The 16531-nt window shown below is 36.9% G+C and carries 15 protein-coding genes; 14 read left to right on the forward strand and 1 reads right to left on the reverse strand.

Features of this window, described 5'->3' with window-relative positions:
• Positions 1-22 precede the first annotated feature (22 nt).
• The 9 genes from rbsR (at position 23) to NST14_RS03795 (ending at position 9899) form a co-directional block, all read left to right on the forward strand.
• A complete protein-coding gene (gene rbsR, locus NST14_RS03755) occupies positions 23-994 on the forward strand; it encodes a ribose operon transcriptional repressor RbsR (protein WP_000104037.1) in 972 nt (323 codons plus the stop codon).
• A 13-nt stretch (positions 995-1007) separates the two neighbouring features.
• Positions 1008-1904 (forward strand): ribokinase, encoded by an 897-nt coding sequence (gene rbsK / locus NST14_RS03760; protein ID WP_046198898.1) that lies wholly within the window; start codon positions 1008-1010, stop codon positions 1902-1904.
• A complete protein-coding gene (gene rbsD / locus NST14_RS03765) occupies positions 1901-2296 on the forward strand; it encodes a D-ribose pyranase (protein ID WP_000716155.1) in 396 nt (131 codons plus the stop codon). Before rbsK ends, rbsD begins: the two co-directional genes overlap by 4 nt.
• A gap of 18 nt (positions 2297-2314) precedes the next feature.
• Positions 2315-3799 (forward strand): ribose ABC transporter ATP-binding protein RbsA, encoded by a 1485-nt coding sequence (gene rbsA, locus NST14_RS03770; RefSeq protein WP_001217681.1) that lies wholly within the window; start codon positions 2315-2317, stop codon positions 3797-3799.
• 2 nt (positions 3800-3801) lie between these two features.
• Positions 3802-4737, forward strand: coding sequence for an ABC transporter permease subunit (locus NST14_RS03775; RefSeq protein ID WP_229143110.1), 936 nt, complete (start codon positions 3802-3804; stop codon positions 4735-4737).
• 14 nt (positions 4738-4751) lie between these two features.
• A complete protein-coding gene (gene rbsB, locus NST14_RS03780; protein ID WP_229143109.1) occupies positions 4752-5678 on the forward strand; it encodes a ribose ABC transporter substrate-binding protein RbsB in 927 nt (308 codons plus the stop codon).
• A gap of 34 nt (positions 5679-5712) precedes the next feature.
• Positions 5713-6360 carry a fructose-6-phosphate aldolase gene (gene fsa, locus NST14_RS03785; protein ID WP_000667661.1) on the forward strand — a complete coding sequence of 216 codons (648 nt, stop codon included), beginning with the start codon at positions 5713-5715 and terminating at the stop codon, positions 6358-6360.
• 478 nt (positions 6361-6838) lie between these two features.
• Positions 6839-9238 (forward strand): M6 family metalloprotease immune inhibitor InhA2, encoded by a 2400-nt coding sequence (gene inhA2, locus NST14_RS03790; RefSeq protein ID WP_001252969.1) that lies wholly within the window; start codon positions 6839-6841, stop codon positions 9236-9238.
• Positions 9239-9557: 319 nt separating this feature from the next.
• Complete coding sequence (locus NST14_RS03795) at positions 9558-9899, forward strand: hypothetical protein (RefSeq protein ID WP_229143108.1); 342 nt, start codon at positions 9558-9560, stop codon at positions 9897-9899.
• Positions 9900-9935: 36 nt separating this feature from the next.
• On the opposite strand, the gene NST14_RS03800 is transcribed toward NST14_RS03795, so the two are convergent.
• Complete coding sequence (locus NST14_RS03800) at positions 9936-11108, reverse strand: MFS transporter (protein ID WP_000873246.1); 1173 nt, start codon at positions 11106-11108, stop codon at positions 9936-9938.
• Positions 11109-11333: 225 nt separating this feature from the next.
• Here NST14_RS03800 and bdhA point away from each other — a divergent pair, with 225 nt between their 5' ends.
• The 5 genes from bdhA to sph all read left to right on the forward strand — a co-directional run bounded on the left by bdhA (position 11334) and on the right by sph (position 16453).
• Positions 11334-12386, forward strand: coding sequence for a (R,R)-butanediol dehydrogenase (gene bdhA, locus NST14_RS03805; RefSeq protein ID WP_000645822.1), 1053 nt, complete (start codon positions 11334-11336; stop codon positions 12384-12386).
• Positions 12387-12504: 118 nt separating this feature from the next.
• Complete coding sequence (locus tag NST14_RS03810) at positions 12505-12849, forward strand: potassium channel family protein (RefSeq protein ID WP_000948232.1); 345 nt, start codon at positions 12505-12507, stop codon at positions 12847-12849.
• A 253-nt stretch (positions 12850-13102) separates the two neighbouring features.
• Complete coding sequence (gene cerA / locus NST14_RS03815) at positions 13103-13954, forward strand: phospholipase CerA (RefSeq protein ID WP_000726982.1); 852 nt, start codon at positions 13103-13105, stop codon at positions 13952-13954.
• Positions 13955-14223: 269 nt separating this feature from the next.
• Positions 14224-15342: an IS200/IS605 family element RNA-guided endonuclease TnpB gene (tnpB, locus tag NST14_RS03820; protein WP_000608414.1), complete on the forward strand. Its 1119-nt coding sequence runs from the start codon at positions 14224-14226 to the stop codon at positions 15340-15342.
• A gap of 94 nt (positions 15343-15436) precedes the next feature.
• A complete protein-coding gene (gene sph / locus NST14_RS03825; RefSeq protein ID WP_001996694.1) occupies positions 15437-16453 on the forward strand; it encodes a sphingomyelinase C in 1017 nt (338 codons plus the stop codon).
• The last annotated feature ends 78 nt before the right edge of the window (positions 16454-16531 follow it).

Here is a 16531-nt window from a genome sequence, read left to right on the forward strand (position 1 = left end):
CATGAAATGGAGAGGAAAGAAAATGAGTACGATTAAAGACGTTGCAAAATTAGCGGGAGTATCTGTTGCGACCGTTTCCAGAGTGTTAAATAAAAATGGATATGTTCATGAAGATACTTTAAAGAAAGTAGAACGAGCGATTGAGATGCTAGACTATAAGCCTAGTACAGTAGCGCGTTCACTGTATAATAAAAAATCTCGTTTAATTGGCTTAGTTGTTCCAAATATCGTGAATCCATTCTTTCCAGAAGTTGCACGTGCCGTAGAAGATGTAGCGCATAAGCAAGGGTATACAGTTGTACTTTGTAACTCTGATGAAAGTTTAGAGAAAGAAAAGCAATATATTGATGTACTTAGGCAAAATAATGTAGATGGATTTATTGTAGCGACAAATCCACAAAATAGTGTGAATTACATGAACTTGTCAGTACCGGTCGTTGCAATTGACCGTATGTTTAATGAGCGTATACCTGCTGTGTATGCAGATAACTATGCGGGAAGTCAGGCAGCGACAAAGTTATTAATAGATAAAGGCTGTAAACATATTGCACATATTCGTGGACCGCGTGACGTAAGCACAGCAAATGAACGTTTTGAAGGCTTTGTAGACGTTATTACGCAAAATAATCTTTCTTATATGATTGCAGAGAGTACATTTGATCCAGCTAATAGTGAGCGTGTAGCGGTGGAACTATTAGAAGAATACCCGCATATTGATGGAATTGTTGCTGGGAATGATTTAATTGCAATAGGTATCGTAAAGGCTGCGCTTCAAAAGGGGATTTCTATTCCGGATGATTTACAAATTATCGGATTCGATGGAATTTCTTTAACAGAGATGATGTATCCATCTATTACAACTGTTGCACAGCCAATTTATGAAATGGGGAAAGTTGCAACAGAACTGTTGTTAGAGCAGATGGAAGGAAACGTATTAGAAGAGAAACATTATCGTTTACCGATTGAAATTATAGAACGAAATACAACGAAGTAAGGAGATGAAATAGATGCCAAATATTGCAGTAGTAGGTAGTATTTCAATGGACTTAGTGGCCGTTTCAAAAAAACGTCCGAAAGCAGGGGAAACAGTAATTGGTGAAGCATTTCATACAATTCCAGGAGGGAAAGGAGCTAACCAGGCGGTTGCTGCAGCTAGATTAGGCGCAAATGTAGCGATGGTTGGAGCGGTAGGAGACGATAATTATGGAACTGTAGTTAGAAAAAATTTAGAGAACGAACGCGTTTTTATCGACTATGTGGTACCGGTTACAGATGCGGCGACAGGAATTGCTCATATCGTTTTAGCAGAAGAGGATAACAGTATTGTTGTCGTGCAAGGAGCGAATGCTCTTGTCAATGAGTCGGTTGTAAATCGTTCAAAAGATCTTCTTATAAAAGCTGATATGGTTGTGCTTCAACTAGAGATTCCGCTTGAAACAGTAAAATATGTATTAGCTATTTGTGAGGAACACAAAATCCCGGTTATGTTAAACCCAGCGCCAGCACAAGTGTTATCAGAAGATATTTTAGAAAAGGCAACTTATATTACGCCAAATGAACATGAGTGTCGCATCGTATTAGATGATTTCACATCACCAATTGAAGAGTTACTGGCTAAATATCCAAACAAACTATTGATGACAGAAGGTTCTAACGGTGTACGTTTCCATAATGGTACGGAGATTGTACATGTTCCTAGCATTGCTGTTGATGTAGTAGATACGACTGGAGCTGGTGATACATTTAATGGTGCATTAGCAGTTGCGCTTTCTGAAGGAGAAATACTTCAAAAAGCAATTCGTTTTGCGAATATTGCTGGTGGTCTTTCTGTAACGAAACTTGGGGCGCAAGGCGGTATGCCAACGAGAGATAGAGTACGTGAAGTGCAGGTGATTGTCGGATGAAGAAGCACGGCGTATTAAATAGTGAGATTGCATCAATCCTTGCTTCACTTGGGCATACGGATACGATTGTAATTGCTGATTGCGGTTTACCAATTCCTGACGGAGTAAAAAGAATTGATTTAGCTGTTGAAATAGGAAAACCTAGCTTTTTAGATGTATTGCAAGTGGTAGCTGATGATATGGCAATTGAAAAAGTGACGTTAGCAGAAGAGGTTATTAACAATAATGCGGAAATAAATAAAGAGATTGAGCTGAAATTAGTAGAGCCAGCGTTTGAATATGTATCTCATGAACAATTTAAGGAGCATACAAAGAAAGCGAAGGCCATTATTCGTACAGGCGAGGCTACGCCTTATGCCAATGTAATTTTACATGCAGGCGTGATTTTTTAATAAAGGGAAGTGATGGGAATGCGTATTGAAATGAAAAATATTTCAAAGGCGTTCAATGGAAATCCTGTTTTGAAGAATGCACAATTTATGATTGAAACAGGAGAAGTCCATGCATTGATGGGGGAAAATGGAGCGGGTAAATCAACGCTCATGAAGATTTTAACAGGTGTATACAAAAGAGATGGTGGAACGATCACGATTGATGGACAAGAACGAACTTTTAAAAATGCGAAAGAAGCTGAAGAGTACGGTATTGCATTTATACATCAAGAATTGAACATATTACCGAATTTAACAGTAGCTGAAAATATGTTTCTCGGTAAAGAGTTAATGTATGGGAAGACAGGTATTTTACGTACGCGCCAAATGAACGCGATTGCGCAGCAGCAACTAGCAGAGTTAGGATTACATGTAAAAGGAGCTATGTTGGCAGGAGAGTTATCGGTTGGACAACAGCAAATTATCGAAATTGCGAAAGCACTAATGACAAATGCAAGCGTTATTATTATGGATGAGCCTACTGCGGCACTGACGGATCGTGAAATCGAAACGCTCTTTACAGTAATCAATAAGTTACGTAAAGAAGGTGTTTCATTCGTGTACATTTCGCATCGTATGGAAGAGATTTTCTCAATATGTGATGCTATTACGATTTTGCGTGATGGAGAATACGTGGGAAAGAGATTAATTCCAGAAACATCATTTGATGAAGTAGTGAGTATGATGGTGGGGCGCAGCATTGGTGAACGTTACCCAGAACGAAATAGTCAAATTGGCGATGTGATTTTTGAGATGCGTAATGGAACGAAAAAAGGGAAGTTTGAAAATGTATCGTTTCAGGTGAGAAAAGGTGAAATCCTTGGTGTTGCTGGTTTGATGGGAGCTGGCCGTACAGATATTATGAAAGCGATATTTGGATACGAACCTTTAGATTCTGGCCAAATTTTTATAAATGGACAAGAAGTAAAGATTGATAGTCCGATAGATGCGATTAGACAAAGAATCGCTTTCATTACAGAGGATAGAAAATCTGAAGGATTAGTGTTAGATTTCTCAATTCGGGAAAATTTGGCTTTAACGAATTTAGAAAGTCTTTCAAAGGGGAGTGTCGTAAGTAACGAACTAGAACAACAGTTTACGGCGGACATGATGAAGCTTCTTAATGTGAAAGCATCTAGTGGAGAGCAAGCGGTAAAATCTCTTTCTGGTGGAAATCAGCAAAAGGTTGTAATTGCAAAATGGCTAGGTATCCACCCGCAGTTACTCATTTTAGATGAGCCAACAAGGGGTGTTGATGTTGGAGCAAAAAAAGAAATTTACTCTATTATGAATAAGCTTACCGAAGAAGGAGATGCCGTTATTATGGTATCATCTGAGCTTCCAGAAGTTTTAGGGATGAGTGATCGCGTTCTTGTTATTCATGAAGGAAAAGTCGGCGGCATTTTAGAGAAAGATGAGGCATCACAAGAGTCTATTATGGCACTAGCTACAGGGGGAGAGTAAGGATGGCTAAGAAGGGGAATGTATTACAACAACTTGGGTCTTTAATTGGACTAGCGCTAATTATTGTAGTAATTACGGCTTTAAATCCAGCGTTTATTGAAATTCCAAATTTATTTAATATACTGCGTCAAGTATCGATTAATGCGCTTATTGCATTCGGAATGACCTTTGTAATTTTAACAGGGGGTATTGACTTATCGGTAGGTTCTATTTTAGCATTATCAAGTGCACTTGTTGCTGGAATGATGGCAAGTGGCATGGACCCGTTCCTTGCGATGGCAGTTGGATTATTAGCTGGTCTTGTAATGGGAATTGTAAACGGTATCATCATAGCGAAGGGAAAAGTAGCTCCATTTATTGCGACTTTAGCAACAATGACTATTTTTCGCGGGTTGACGCTTGTTTATATGGACGGACGTCCGATCACTGGTCTTGGTGATCATTTAATGTTCCAAATGTTTGGCCGCGGTTATTTTCTTGGTATTCCAGTACCAGCTGTTACAATGATGATCGCTTTCGCAGTGCTGTACTTCATTTTGAAGAAAACGACATTTGGTCGCCGTACATTTGCAATTGGTGGAAATGAAGAAGCAGCAGCATTATCAGGTATTAATGTTACGAGAATTAAAGTAATGATTTACGGTCTTTCCGGAATTTTGGCAGCGCTTGCAGGTATTGTCTTAACATCACGATTAGATTCTGCACAGCCGACTGCAGGTTCTTCTTACGAATTGGATGCAATTGCAGCAGTTGTATTAGGTGGAACTAGTCTTTCTGGGGGAAGAGGATGGATTGTTGGTACATTCATCGGTGTACTTATTATCGGTGTACTAAATAACGGTTTAAATTTATTAGGTGTATCTTCTTTCTTCCAACAAGTTGTAAAAGGACTTGTAATCTTACTAGCTGTATTAATTGATCGCCGAAAAGAAGCGTAATGGAGGGACAGTTCATGAAGAAATGGTTACTTATACTCGTTGCATGTATTATGGTCATTACTGCTGGTTGTTCAATGGAACCACCAGAATGGGCAAAGGATTCTAGCGATAAAGGTCGAAATAAAACTATTAAAGTTGGATTCTCTGTTTCAACTTTAAATAATCCCTTCTTTGTAACTTTGAAAAAAGGTGCAGAAAAGAAAGCGAAAGATAGTGGCATCGAATTGATTGCTGTTGATGCACAAAATGATGCAGCAAAGCAAACAAATGATGTTGAAGATTTAATTCAAAAAGGTGTCGATGTAGTTGTTATTAATCCAACTGATTCAGATGCTGTTGCTTCAGCAGTAAGTGCAGCAAATGCAGCGAATGTTCCTGTTATTACAGTAGACCGCGTTGCAAATTCAGGTAAAGTTGTTTCTCACATTGCCTCTAATAACATTGAAGGTGGTCAAATGGCTAGTGATTACATTCGTGAATTAGTTGGCGAAGGAGCAAACGTTGCTGAATTAGAAGGAATCCCTGGATCTTCTGCTGCTCGTGAGCGTGGGAAAGGATTCCATAACGTAGCGGATAAATCTTTAAAAGTAGTTGCTAAACAAGCGGCTGATTTTGATAGAGCAAAAGGATTATCTGTTATGGAAAACATTTTGCAAGCGAATAGCGACATTAAAGCCGTGTTTGCGCACAACGACGAAATGGCATTAGGGGCACTTGAAGCATTGAAGTCTGCTGGAAAAACGGATGTAGTCGTTGTTGGATTTGATGCAACAGAAGATGCTGTGAAAGCGGTTAACGATGGGCGTATGGCTGCAACAGTCGCTCAAAAACCGGAATTAATCGGAAAGAAGGCGATGCAAACAGCAAAAGAGATCACGCAAGGTAAAAAAGTGGACAAATCTATTCCGATTGAATTAGAGCTTATTAAGAAAAATAAATAAATATAAAATGAAAATTAGGAAGGAAGAATAACAAATGAAATTCTTTATTGATACAGCAAACATTAACGAAATTAAAGAGGCAAATGCATTAGGCGTATTAGCTGGAGTAACGACAAATCCATCACTTGTAGCAAAAGAAGGCGTAGACTTCCACGAGCGCATTCGTGAAATTTGCAACGTTGTAGAAGGACCTGTAAGTGCAGAAGTAATTAGCTTAGAAGCAGATAAAATGATCGAAGAAGGAAAAGAGTTAGCGAAAATTGCTCCAAACGTTGTTGTAAAGGTTCCGATGACAACAGAAGGTTTAAAAGCAGTAAAAGCGTTCTCTGACTTAGGAATTCGTACAAACGTTACATTAGTGTTCTCAGCAGTTCAAGCATTACTTGCAGCTCGTGCTGGTGCAACATACGTTTCACCATTCTTAGGTCGCTTAGATGATATCGGTCATAACGGTATGGACTTAATTCGCCAAATCGCAGAAATCTTTGCAATTCATGGCATCGAAACAGAAATTATCGCAGCATCTGTACGTCACAGTGTTCACGTAACTGACGCAGCATTAAATGGTGCACATATTGCAACAATCCCAGCAAACGTAATTGCTTCATTAGTGAAGCATCCACTAACAGATCAAGGAATTGAGAAATTCTTAGCTGATTGGGAAAAAACACAAGAGAAATAATAGAAAATCAAGAATCCTAGTTTAAGTGACTAGGATTCTTTTTTTTTATTTAAGAGAATTTTCATGCAATTTTGCATATTGTCTTTTAAATTTGTTATATAAACTATTTAATATATACAAATCACTCTTTATTTTTCATATTTTGATATAGACAGATAGAGAGTCTGACCAGAAAACTGGAGGGCATGATTCTATAACAGAAAGCTTAATGTTTATAGAATTATGCCTTTTTATCCCGCATTAACGGTCAGTAAGACTCCCACCTCAAAATTCAGCTGGGGCAAAGAAGTTAGGTGGGGAATCAACTGCCCGTAAATGCCCGATTGGTTCAACTAATAATCAGTGGGGATGAACAAACTCCCCACTGATTAAAGTTTCACTTTATATAGGGAGGTCAGAAAGTAGAGCTTTTGATTTAAATGCACTTATTTATCCCACTTTATCTGAATTTTAAGTTTTATAAAAGGAGAGAAATGAAATGAGAAGAAAAGCGCCATTTAAAGTGTTATCGTCATTAGCAATTGCGGCAATTATCGGATGCACATCTGTAATGAGTGCTCCATTAGCATACGCAGAAACGCCAGCAAAAGAGAAAGAAAATGTGTCTACAACACCAATTGATTACAATTTAATTCAAGAAGATCGTCTAGCGGAAGCGCTGAAAGAAAGAGGAGAAATTAATCCAGCATCTTCTAAAGAAGAGACGAAAAAGGCTGTCGAGCAATATATTGAAAAGAAACAAGGAGATCAGGCAAATAAAGAAATTCTTCCAGCTGATACTGCTAAAGAGGCATCTGATTTCGTGAAAAAAATAAAAGAGAAAAAAATGGAAGAAAAGGAAAAGGTAAAGAAACCTGAAAAAAACGTTAGCCCTGAGCAAAAGCCTGAACCAAATAAAAAACAATTGAACGGGCAAGTTCCAACATCTAAAGCAAAGCAAGCACCGTATAAGGGATCTGTTCGAACGGATAAGGTATTAGTGTTACTCGTTGAATTTAGTGATTATAAACATAATAATATTGATCAAACACCAGGGTATATGTATTCGAATGACTTTAGTAGAGAGCATTATCAAAAGATGTTATTTGGTAATGAGCCGTACACGTTATTTGATGGTTCAAAAGTAAAAACGTTTAAACAATATTATGAAGAGCAGTCTGGTGGTAGTTATACGACAGACGGATATGTAACGGAGTGGCTAACAGTTCCAGGAAAAGCATCTGACTACGGTGCTGATGGTAGCAGTGGTCACGATAATAAAGGTCCGAAAGGTGCACGTGATTTAGTGAAAGAAGCTTTACATGCAGCTGCTGAGAAAGGATTAGATTTATCTCAATTTGATCAGTTTGATAGATATGATACAAATGGTGACGGGAATCAAAATGAGCCTGACGGTGTAATTGATCATTTAATGGTAATCCATGCTGGTGTTGGTCAAGAAGCTGGTGGAGGTAAATTAGGCGATGATGCCATTTGGTCACATCGTTCAAAATTAGCAGTAGATCCAGTAGCAATTGAAGGAACAAAATCAAAGGTAGATTACTTTGGTGGAAAAGTAGCAGCACATGATTACACAATTGAACCAGAAGATGGAGCAGTAGGTGTATTTGCGCATGAATTTGGACATGACCTTGGCTTACCAGATGAATATGATACGAAATATACTGGAACCGGTTCACCTGTCGAAGCTTGGTCATTAATGAGTGGGGGAAGTTGGACAGGGAAAATTGCAGGAACAGAGCCAACTAGTTTCTCACCACAAAATAAAGATTTCTTACAAAAGAATATGGGTGGCAACTGGGCAAAAATTTTAGAAGTAGATTACGATAAAATTAAGCGTGGTGTAGGAGTTCCTACATATATTGATCAAAGTGTTACGAAATCAAATCGTCCAGGTGTTGTACGTGTTAACTTACCAGGCAAAAGTGTTGAAACAATTAAACCGGAGTTTGGAAAGCATGCATATTATAGTACAAGAGGCGATGATATGCATACAACATTAGAAACACCGTTCTTTGATTTAACAAAAGGAACAAATGCAAAGTTTGATTATAAAGCAAATTATGAGTTAGAAGCAGAGTGCGATTTTGTTGAAGTGCATGCAGTAACAGAAGATGGAACGAAAACATTAATTGATAGACTTGGAGAAAAAGTAGTCCAAGGAGATAAAGATACAACAGATGGGAAATGGATTGATAAGTCATACGATTTAAGTCAATTTAAAGGGAAAAAGGTAAAACTGCAATTCGATTATATTACAGATCCAGCAGTAACGTATAAAGGTTTCGCGATGGATAATGTAAATGTAACAGTTGATGGACAAGTAGTGTTTTCTGATGATGCAGAAGGAACATCAAAAATGCAGTTAAATGGATTCGTTGTTTCTGATGGAACAGAGAAAAAAGCTCATTATTACTACTTAGAGTGGAGAAACTATGCGGGATCAGATAATGGTTTAAAAGCAGGAAAAGGTCCAGTGTATAATACAGGTCTTGTCGTTTGGTATGCAGATGATAGCTTTAAAGATAACTGGGTTGGGGTGCATCCAGGTGAAGGATTCCTTGGTGTTGTAGATTCGCATCCAGAGGCACTTGTTGGCAATTTAAACGGAAAACCAACTTACGGTAATACAGGTATGCAAATTGCAGACGCTGCATTTTCATTTGATCAAACACCAGCATGGAGTGTAAATTCATTCACACGTGGACAGTTTAACTATTCTGGATTACAAGGCGTTACAACTTTTGATGATTCAAAAGTATATAGTAACAACCAAATTGCAGACGCAGGAAGAAAAGTTCCGAATCTTGGACTTAAATTCCAAGTTGTTGGACAGGCAGATGATAAATCAGCAGGCGCTGTTTGGATTAAACGTTAATAACAGAAAAGCACATTCTTCATATGGAGAGTGTGCTTTTTAAATTGTACAGTAAGTTATTATTTTAGCTGATGTAATACAAGTGTCTGTTTATCTGTAGTGTATCAAATTATGTAGGGAAAGGAAATATTTCCGAGGAAATTGTCGAAGTATCGTTGGTATTGATACACTTTTTTTGTAAAAGAAGAACTGTAGTATTGCCATTACAGTTTAATTTATTTACATTGTTACTTGGCTATACACAAAAGTAATATATTCGGCAATAAAAGAGCGCTACTTGGATAGTGCTCTTTTTTATGAATAGAAAGGAGTGAGTAAAATGAAAGAAGTAATTGAATGTCCACAGTGTGAAGGGAATATTACTGCGCAACATATTATGGATCTCCCGCATCCTTTTTCATTCAGGTGTCCACATTGTAAAGTGAGGCTAAAAGAAATGAGGATCACACCGTGCTTAATATTAGCAGCAATTTGTATCATTCCACTGTTTATTATAATTGGAGAGAGTATTAAGGAATTGCTAGTAAAATATTTTTCTATTATAGACGATGTCCCAACTGTATTTATTTTCTTCTTATTTTGTTATCCATTGTATTATCTCTATGAAAAATATAATGCCATATTGTTTATTAAATACGGCTTATTGAAAGTTAAAAGTTGAATAGAAGTTTATCATTAAAAAAAGACAATGATGGAATTATCCTATCATTGTCTTTTTTACTTTGTCTCTGCCTTTTACTTTGCTTCTTACGTAAATCATTCCGGCAAATGTTAATAAGAATGCAGTTCCAATAACGAAGCTGACGCTAGGGGATGCCCCGATTGCTCCAACTGTAAAGGATCCAGCAACAACGCCTAATGAGAAGAAAGCATAAAACAATCCGAATGCTTTTCCGCGTTTATCATCTGTCGTATTTTCAACAAGTAATGCATTTATTGATGGGAAAAGGATAGCGAATCCAACGCCATAAATCATCATAACGATAAAGAGCATACCTTTTGTTGCGAATAATCCAAGTAAAGATAATGCTAATGCCATTACTGTAATACCGATTAGCATTAGTTTTGAACGATTAAATCGATCGTAAATACGATTTGTTGGCAGTAAGAAGAAGAGGATAGCGGTAATGCCGAATACACTTAACATCATGCCTGTTGTAGATGCTTTAAGTGCTAATGCCTCAACTTTCACTGGTAACATATAAGTGACAATTCCTTGTGAAAACATGAGTGTGAAAGCACCAATATATGCCTGTAATAACGGCTCTGATTTCAATAATTCAAACATATCTTCTTTGTTCATCATTTGTGTTCTTGAAGTATCTTTTCTTGATACGTTATTTGGTAAGAAGAAGAGCGATACAATCGTACCGAGAACCATTAAAATAGAGATGGTAATGAACACCCACTCTATACCAGCAGTTGCTTTCATAATACCGCTGAAAGCAGGTCCTACAATTGCCGCTGTTCCAACAGCAGCACCAGACAGAGCCATTGCCTTACCTTGTCTTGCTGCATTTGTTTGTTTGGATAAAAACGTAAAGGCAGCAGGAATTAAAAATCCATCACTAAAGCCATGCATAAAGCGCACAACTAATAGTTGTTCACCACTTTGAACAACAGTGTATAACAAGACTATGAAACTCGTAAGTCCCATGCTTATATAAAGTATTTTTTTTGCACCAAATTTATCGACAGCAGCGCCAGCAATAATATTACCGATCATATTAGCGAATGAGTACATGCCGACAACTAGCCCAATAATAAGAGGGGATCCTCCAAGACTTTGAGCGAATGTACTCATAATAGGTAATTGTGAAAATGTATCTAGAAACGCTACGATAACAATAAAGTAAATAAAATATTTCAAGCGATATTCACCTCTCCTATGCTATTATGGCATAATGCGAATTTCAACCGCAATGAAATTGAATTAACAGATGTGGAAAAAAGTACAAAGTGACAAAATATTGAACGTTATTTGTTAAAAATTAGTGGAAATGAGATTGTTTTTTTGAAATATATGGATAGAAGTATTATAATAGATTTGTAAACTTCACCAGGTTAAGTATATACATAGAGAGGGATGTATAAAATGAAAGCATTACTTTGGCATAATCAACGTGATGTAAGAGTAGAAGAAGTACCAGAACCAACTGTAAAACCAGGAGCAGTTAAGATTAAAGTGAAATGGTGTGGTATCTGCGGGACAGACCTGCATGAATATTTAGCAGGACCTATTTTTATTCCCACAGAAGAGCATCCATTAACACATGTAAAAGCACCGGTTATTTTAGGTCATGAGTTTAGCGGTGAGGTAGTTGAAATCGGTGAAGGCGTTACATCTCATAAAGTGGGAGACCGCGTCGTTGTAGAACCAATTTATTCTTGTGGTAAATGTGAAGCTTGTAAACATGGACATTACAATGTTTGTGAACAACTTGTTTTCCACGGTCTTGGCGGAGAAGGCGGCGGTTTCTCTGAATATACAGTAGTACCAGAAGATATGGTTCACCATATTCCAGATGAAATGACGTATGAACAAGGTGCACTTGTAGAACCAGCAGCTGTAGCAGTTCATGCAGTACGTCAAAGTAAATTAAAAGAAGGGGAAGCTGTAGCAGTATTTGGTTGTGGTCCAATTGGACTTCTTGTTATCCAAGCAGCTAAAGCAGCAGGAGCAACTCCTGTTATTGCAGTCGAGCTTTCTAAAGAACGTCAAGAGTTAGCAAAATTAGCAGGTGCGGATTACGTATTAAATCCAGCTACTCAAGATGTATTAGCAGAAATTCGTAACTTAACAAATGGTTTAGGTGTAAATGTGAGCTTTGAAGTAACAGGTGTTGAAGTTGTACTTCGTCAAGCAATTGAAAGTACAAGTTTCGAAGGACAAACTGTAATTGTTAGTGTATGGGAAAAAGACGCAACAATTACTCCAAACAATCTTGTACTAAAAGAAAAAGAAGTGGTTGGTATTTTAGGATACCGTCATATCTTCCCAGCTGTTATTAAATTAATTAGCTCTGGTCAAATTCAAGCAGAGAAATTAATTACGAAAAAAATCACAGTAGATCAAGTTGTTGAAGAAGGATTTGAAGCACTTGTAAAAGATAAAACACAAGTGAAAATTCTTGTTTCACCTAAATAATATAGAATAGTAAAAAGTAGCTCTTTTCTAGAAATAGAAGAGGGCTACTTTTTTTCTGTACAGAAAGGTGATAGACTTTCCTGTAACTACAGGTATTTTGTTTGGAAGGGGAAGTCTCATGCTTTCATTTATGTTGACATTGAAACGAATGCTAAAAGCTTGTTTACGAGCGTGGAAAGATAAAGAATTTCAAGTATTATTCGTATTAACATTTTTAACATTAACATCTGGTACGATTTTTTATAGTACAGTTGAAGAATTACGTCCTCTTGACGCTTTGTATTTTAGCGTTGTGACGCTGACGACTGTCGGTGATGCGAATTTTAGCCCGCAAACTGATTTTGGGAAGATATTTACAATCTTATACATATTTATTGGGATTGGATTAGTATTTGGATTTATTCATAAGTTGGCAGTTAATGTACAACTGCCGAGTATATTATCGAATAGAAAAAAAGAGTAAAGCATGTGGGTGCTTTACTCTTTTTTTACATTAGTTTAGATAAGCCTTAATAATAGTTTATTAAAATGAAAGTGTATTCATTCATTATATTCACTGTGTATAAAGTTATAATGATATGAACATTTGCATATTTTGATTTAGTAATAGAAATTTCATGAAAGGTGGGATATTCTAGTCATAGGTTAACCGGACGACATCATAGGATCCTAACAAAAAGTTTACAATAATTCGATTATAAAATGGAGGATTTCAGATGAAAAAGAAAATACTTGCTTTAGCAGCAGCTATTACAGTAGTAGCTCCTTTACAAAGCGTTGCATTTGCTCATGAAAACGATGGGGGAAGTAAAATAAAAATAGTTCACCGCTGGTCTGCTGAAGATAAACATAAAGAAGGTGTAAATTCTCATTTATGGATTGTAAACCGTGCGATTGATATTATGTCTCGCAATACAACACTTGTAAAACAAGATCGAGTTGCACAATTAAATGAATGGCGTACGGAGTTAGAGAACGGTATTTATGCTGCTGACTACGAAAATCCTTATTATGATAATAGCACATTTGCTTCACATTTCTATGATCCAGACAATGGAAAAACATATATTCCATTTGCAAAGCAGGCAAAAGAAACTGGAGCTAAATATTTTAAATTAGCTGGTGAATCATACAAAAATAAAGATATGAAACAAGCATTCTTCTATTTAGGATTATCTCTTCATTATTTAGGAGATGTAAACCAACCGATGCATGCGGCAAACTTTACAAATCTTTCGTATCCACAAGGATTCCATTCTAAATATGAAAACTTTGTAGATACGATAAAAGATAATTATAAAGTAACGGATGGAAATGGATATTGGAATTGGAAAGGTACAAATCCAGAAGATTGGATCCATGGAGCGGCAGTAGTGGCGAAACAAGATTACTCTGGAATTGTAAATGATAATACGAAAGATTGGTTCGTAAAAGCAGCTGTGTCACAAGAATATGCAGATAAATGGCGCGCTGAAGTTACGCCAATGACAGGTAAGCGATTAATGGATGCACAACGTGTTACTGCTGGATACATTCAGCTTTGGTTTGATACGTACGGAGATCGTTAAGTATTTAAAAAAGGTCAAATCTCACAATAGAGTATTTGACCTTTTTATCAATTTAGCCAAGAAGACTCCTTCCTCAAGGAGCGTGAAGGGCGTAGCCCAGCGAGTAGGTGGGAGATGAATTGGCTTCGAACAAGAGATGGCAGGAAGTCATCTTAATTGTTCGACATATGTAAAGTGTTACCGGATAATTTGTCATAATCACTTAACTAACTATCGAATGTGCGTTTGGTATATAATGGAAATATATCGAAATGGAGGTGAAGTGAAGGATGATCAATAAAGCGTATAAATTTCGTATCTATCCAAATAAAGCACAAGCGATCCTGATCAATAAAACGATTGGTTGTTCTCGTTTTGTATTCAATCACTTCCTATCTCTATGGGATAATGCATACAAAGAAACAGGAAAAGGTTTGACATATGGTACATGCTCTGCCAAACTTCCTGCCATGAAGAAAGAGTTTGTTTGGCTAAAAGAAGTGGATAGTATTGCTATTCAATCGTCTGTTCGCAACCTTGTGGATGCTTATACACGCTTTTTTAAAAAACAAAACAGTGCCCCGCGTTTCAAATCTAAAAAGAACAACGTACAATCTTATACCACAAAACAAACAAATGAAAACATTGCTGTTGTCGGAAACAAAATGAAATTGCCGAAACTAGGTCTTGTTCGATTTGCCAAAAGTCGTGAAGTAAAGGGACGTATTTTAAATGCTACGGTTAGACGGAACCCTTCTGGCAGATACTTTGTGTCATTGTTAGTTGAAACAGAAGTGCAAGAACTTCCGAAAACACATTCTTATATTGGAATGGATGTAGGATTAAAAGATTTCGCCATTTTGTCAGATGGAACAACCTATAAAAACCCTAAATTTTTTCGCTCATTGGAAGAGAAGTTGGCAAAAGCACAGCGCGTTCTTTCTAGAAGAATGAAAGGATCTTCTCGCTGGAATAAACAACGAGTAAGGGTAGCTAGAATTCATGAATACATAGCTAATGCTAGAAAAGATTACTTGGACAAAATCTCAACTGAAATCATCAAAAACCACGATGTTATCGGTATAGAAGATTTGCAAGTATCGAATATGTTAAAAAATCATAAGTTAGCAAAAGCGATTAGTGAAGTATCTTGGTCACAATTTAGAACGTTGCTAGAATACAAGGCAAAATGGTATGGAAAACAAGTCATTCTGGTATCCAAAACATTTGCTTCAAGCCAATTATGTTCTTGTTGTGGGTATCAAAATAAAGACGTTAAGAATCTAAATCTTCGTGAATGGGATTGTCCTGAGTGCAATTGTCATCACGACAGAGATATTAACGCAAGTATCAATCTTAAAAATGAAGCTTTAAGGCTTCTAACCGTAGGAACTACGGGGATAGCCTAATGAATTAGAAGCCATTAGGCTTCTGTACTTAGGAATCTCCCACTTCAAACAGTCCGTAAGGACGTTAAGTGGTGAGTAGTTCAATACTATACACATGGAGGTATGGAACGTGAAAGGTAAATTGCTAAAAGGTGTACTTAGCTTTGGGATTGGTTTAGGAGTTTTATACGGAGGATCCTCAGCTCAAGCAGATACGTCTACAGATCAAAACAATACTTTGAAAGTGATGACGCATAACGTGTACATGCTATCAACTAACTTATATCCGAATTGGGGACAAAGTGAGCGTGCTGATTTAATTGGGGCGGCAGATTATATTAAGAATCAAGACGTTGTTATATTAAATGAAGTGTTTGATAATAGTGCTTCAGATCGCCTTTTAGGAAATTTGAAGAAAGAATACCCAAATCAAACAGCTGTATTAGGTCGTAGCAACGGAAATGAATGGGATAAAACGTTAGGTAGCTATTCATCTGCAACTCCTGAAGATGGAGGCGTTGCAATCGTTAGCAAATGGCCGATCGTTGAAAAGGTTCAATATGTATTTGCAAATGGATGTGGACCAGATAATTTATCGAATAAAGGATTTGTATACACGAAAATTAAGAAAAATGATCGTTTCGTTCATGTAATTGGGACGCATTTGCAGGCTGAAGATAGTATGTGCGGAAAAACTTCACCTGCATCTGTACGTACAAACCAGTTAAAAGAAATTCAAGATTTTATTAAAAATAAAAATATACCAAATGACGAGTACGTCCTATTTGGTGGTGATATGAATGTGAATAAAATAAATGCTGAGAACAATAGTGACTCAGAATACGCATCAATGTTCAAAACATTGCACGCTTCTATTCCATCTTATACAGGACATACAGCAACTTGGGATGCGACGACAAACAGTATTGCAAAATATAATTTCCCTGATAGCCCTGCCGAGTATTTAGATTATATTATTGCCAGTAAAGACCATGCGAACCCGTCATTTGTAGAGAATAAAGTGTTACAACCGAAATCTCCACAGTGGACTGTTACATCATGGCTCAAAAAATATACGTATGATGATTATTCTGATCATTATCCAGTAGCAGCAACTATTTCTATGAAGTAGTCCTAAAAAAGTTTCTTCTTAAATAGGAAGAAACTTTTTTATTTTGTAGAGGAGATTCCAACTTTCTTTCCAATATGT

Origin of the sequence: Bacillus sp. FSL W8-0519 (genome assembly GCF_038005585.1) — a bacterium.
GTDB classification, from domain to species: domain Bacteria; phylum Bacillota; class Bacilli; order Bacillales; family Bacillaceae_G; genus Bacillus_A; species Bacillus_A paranthracis.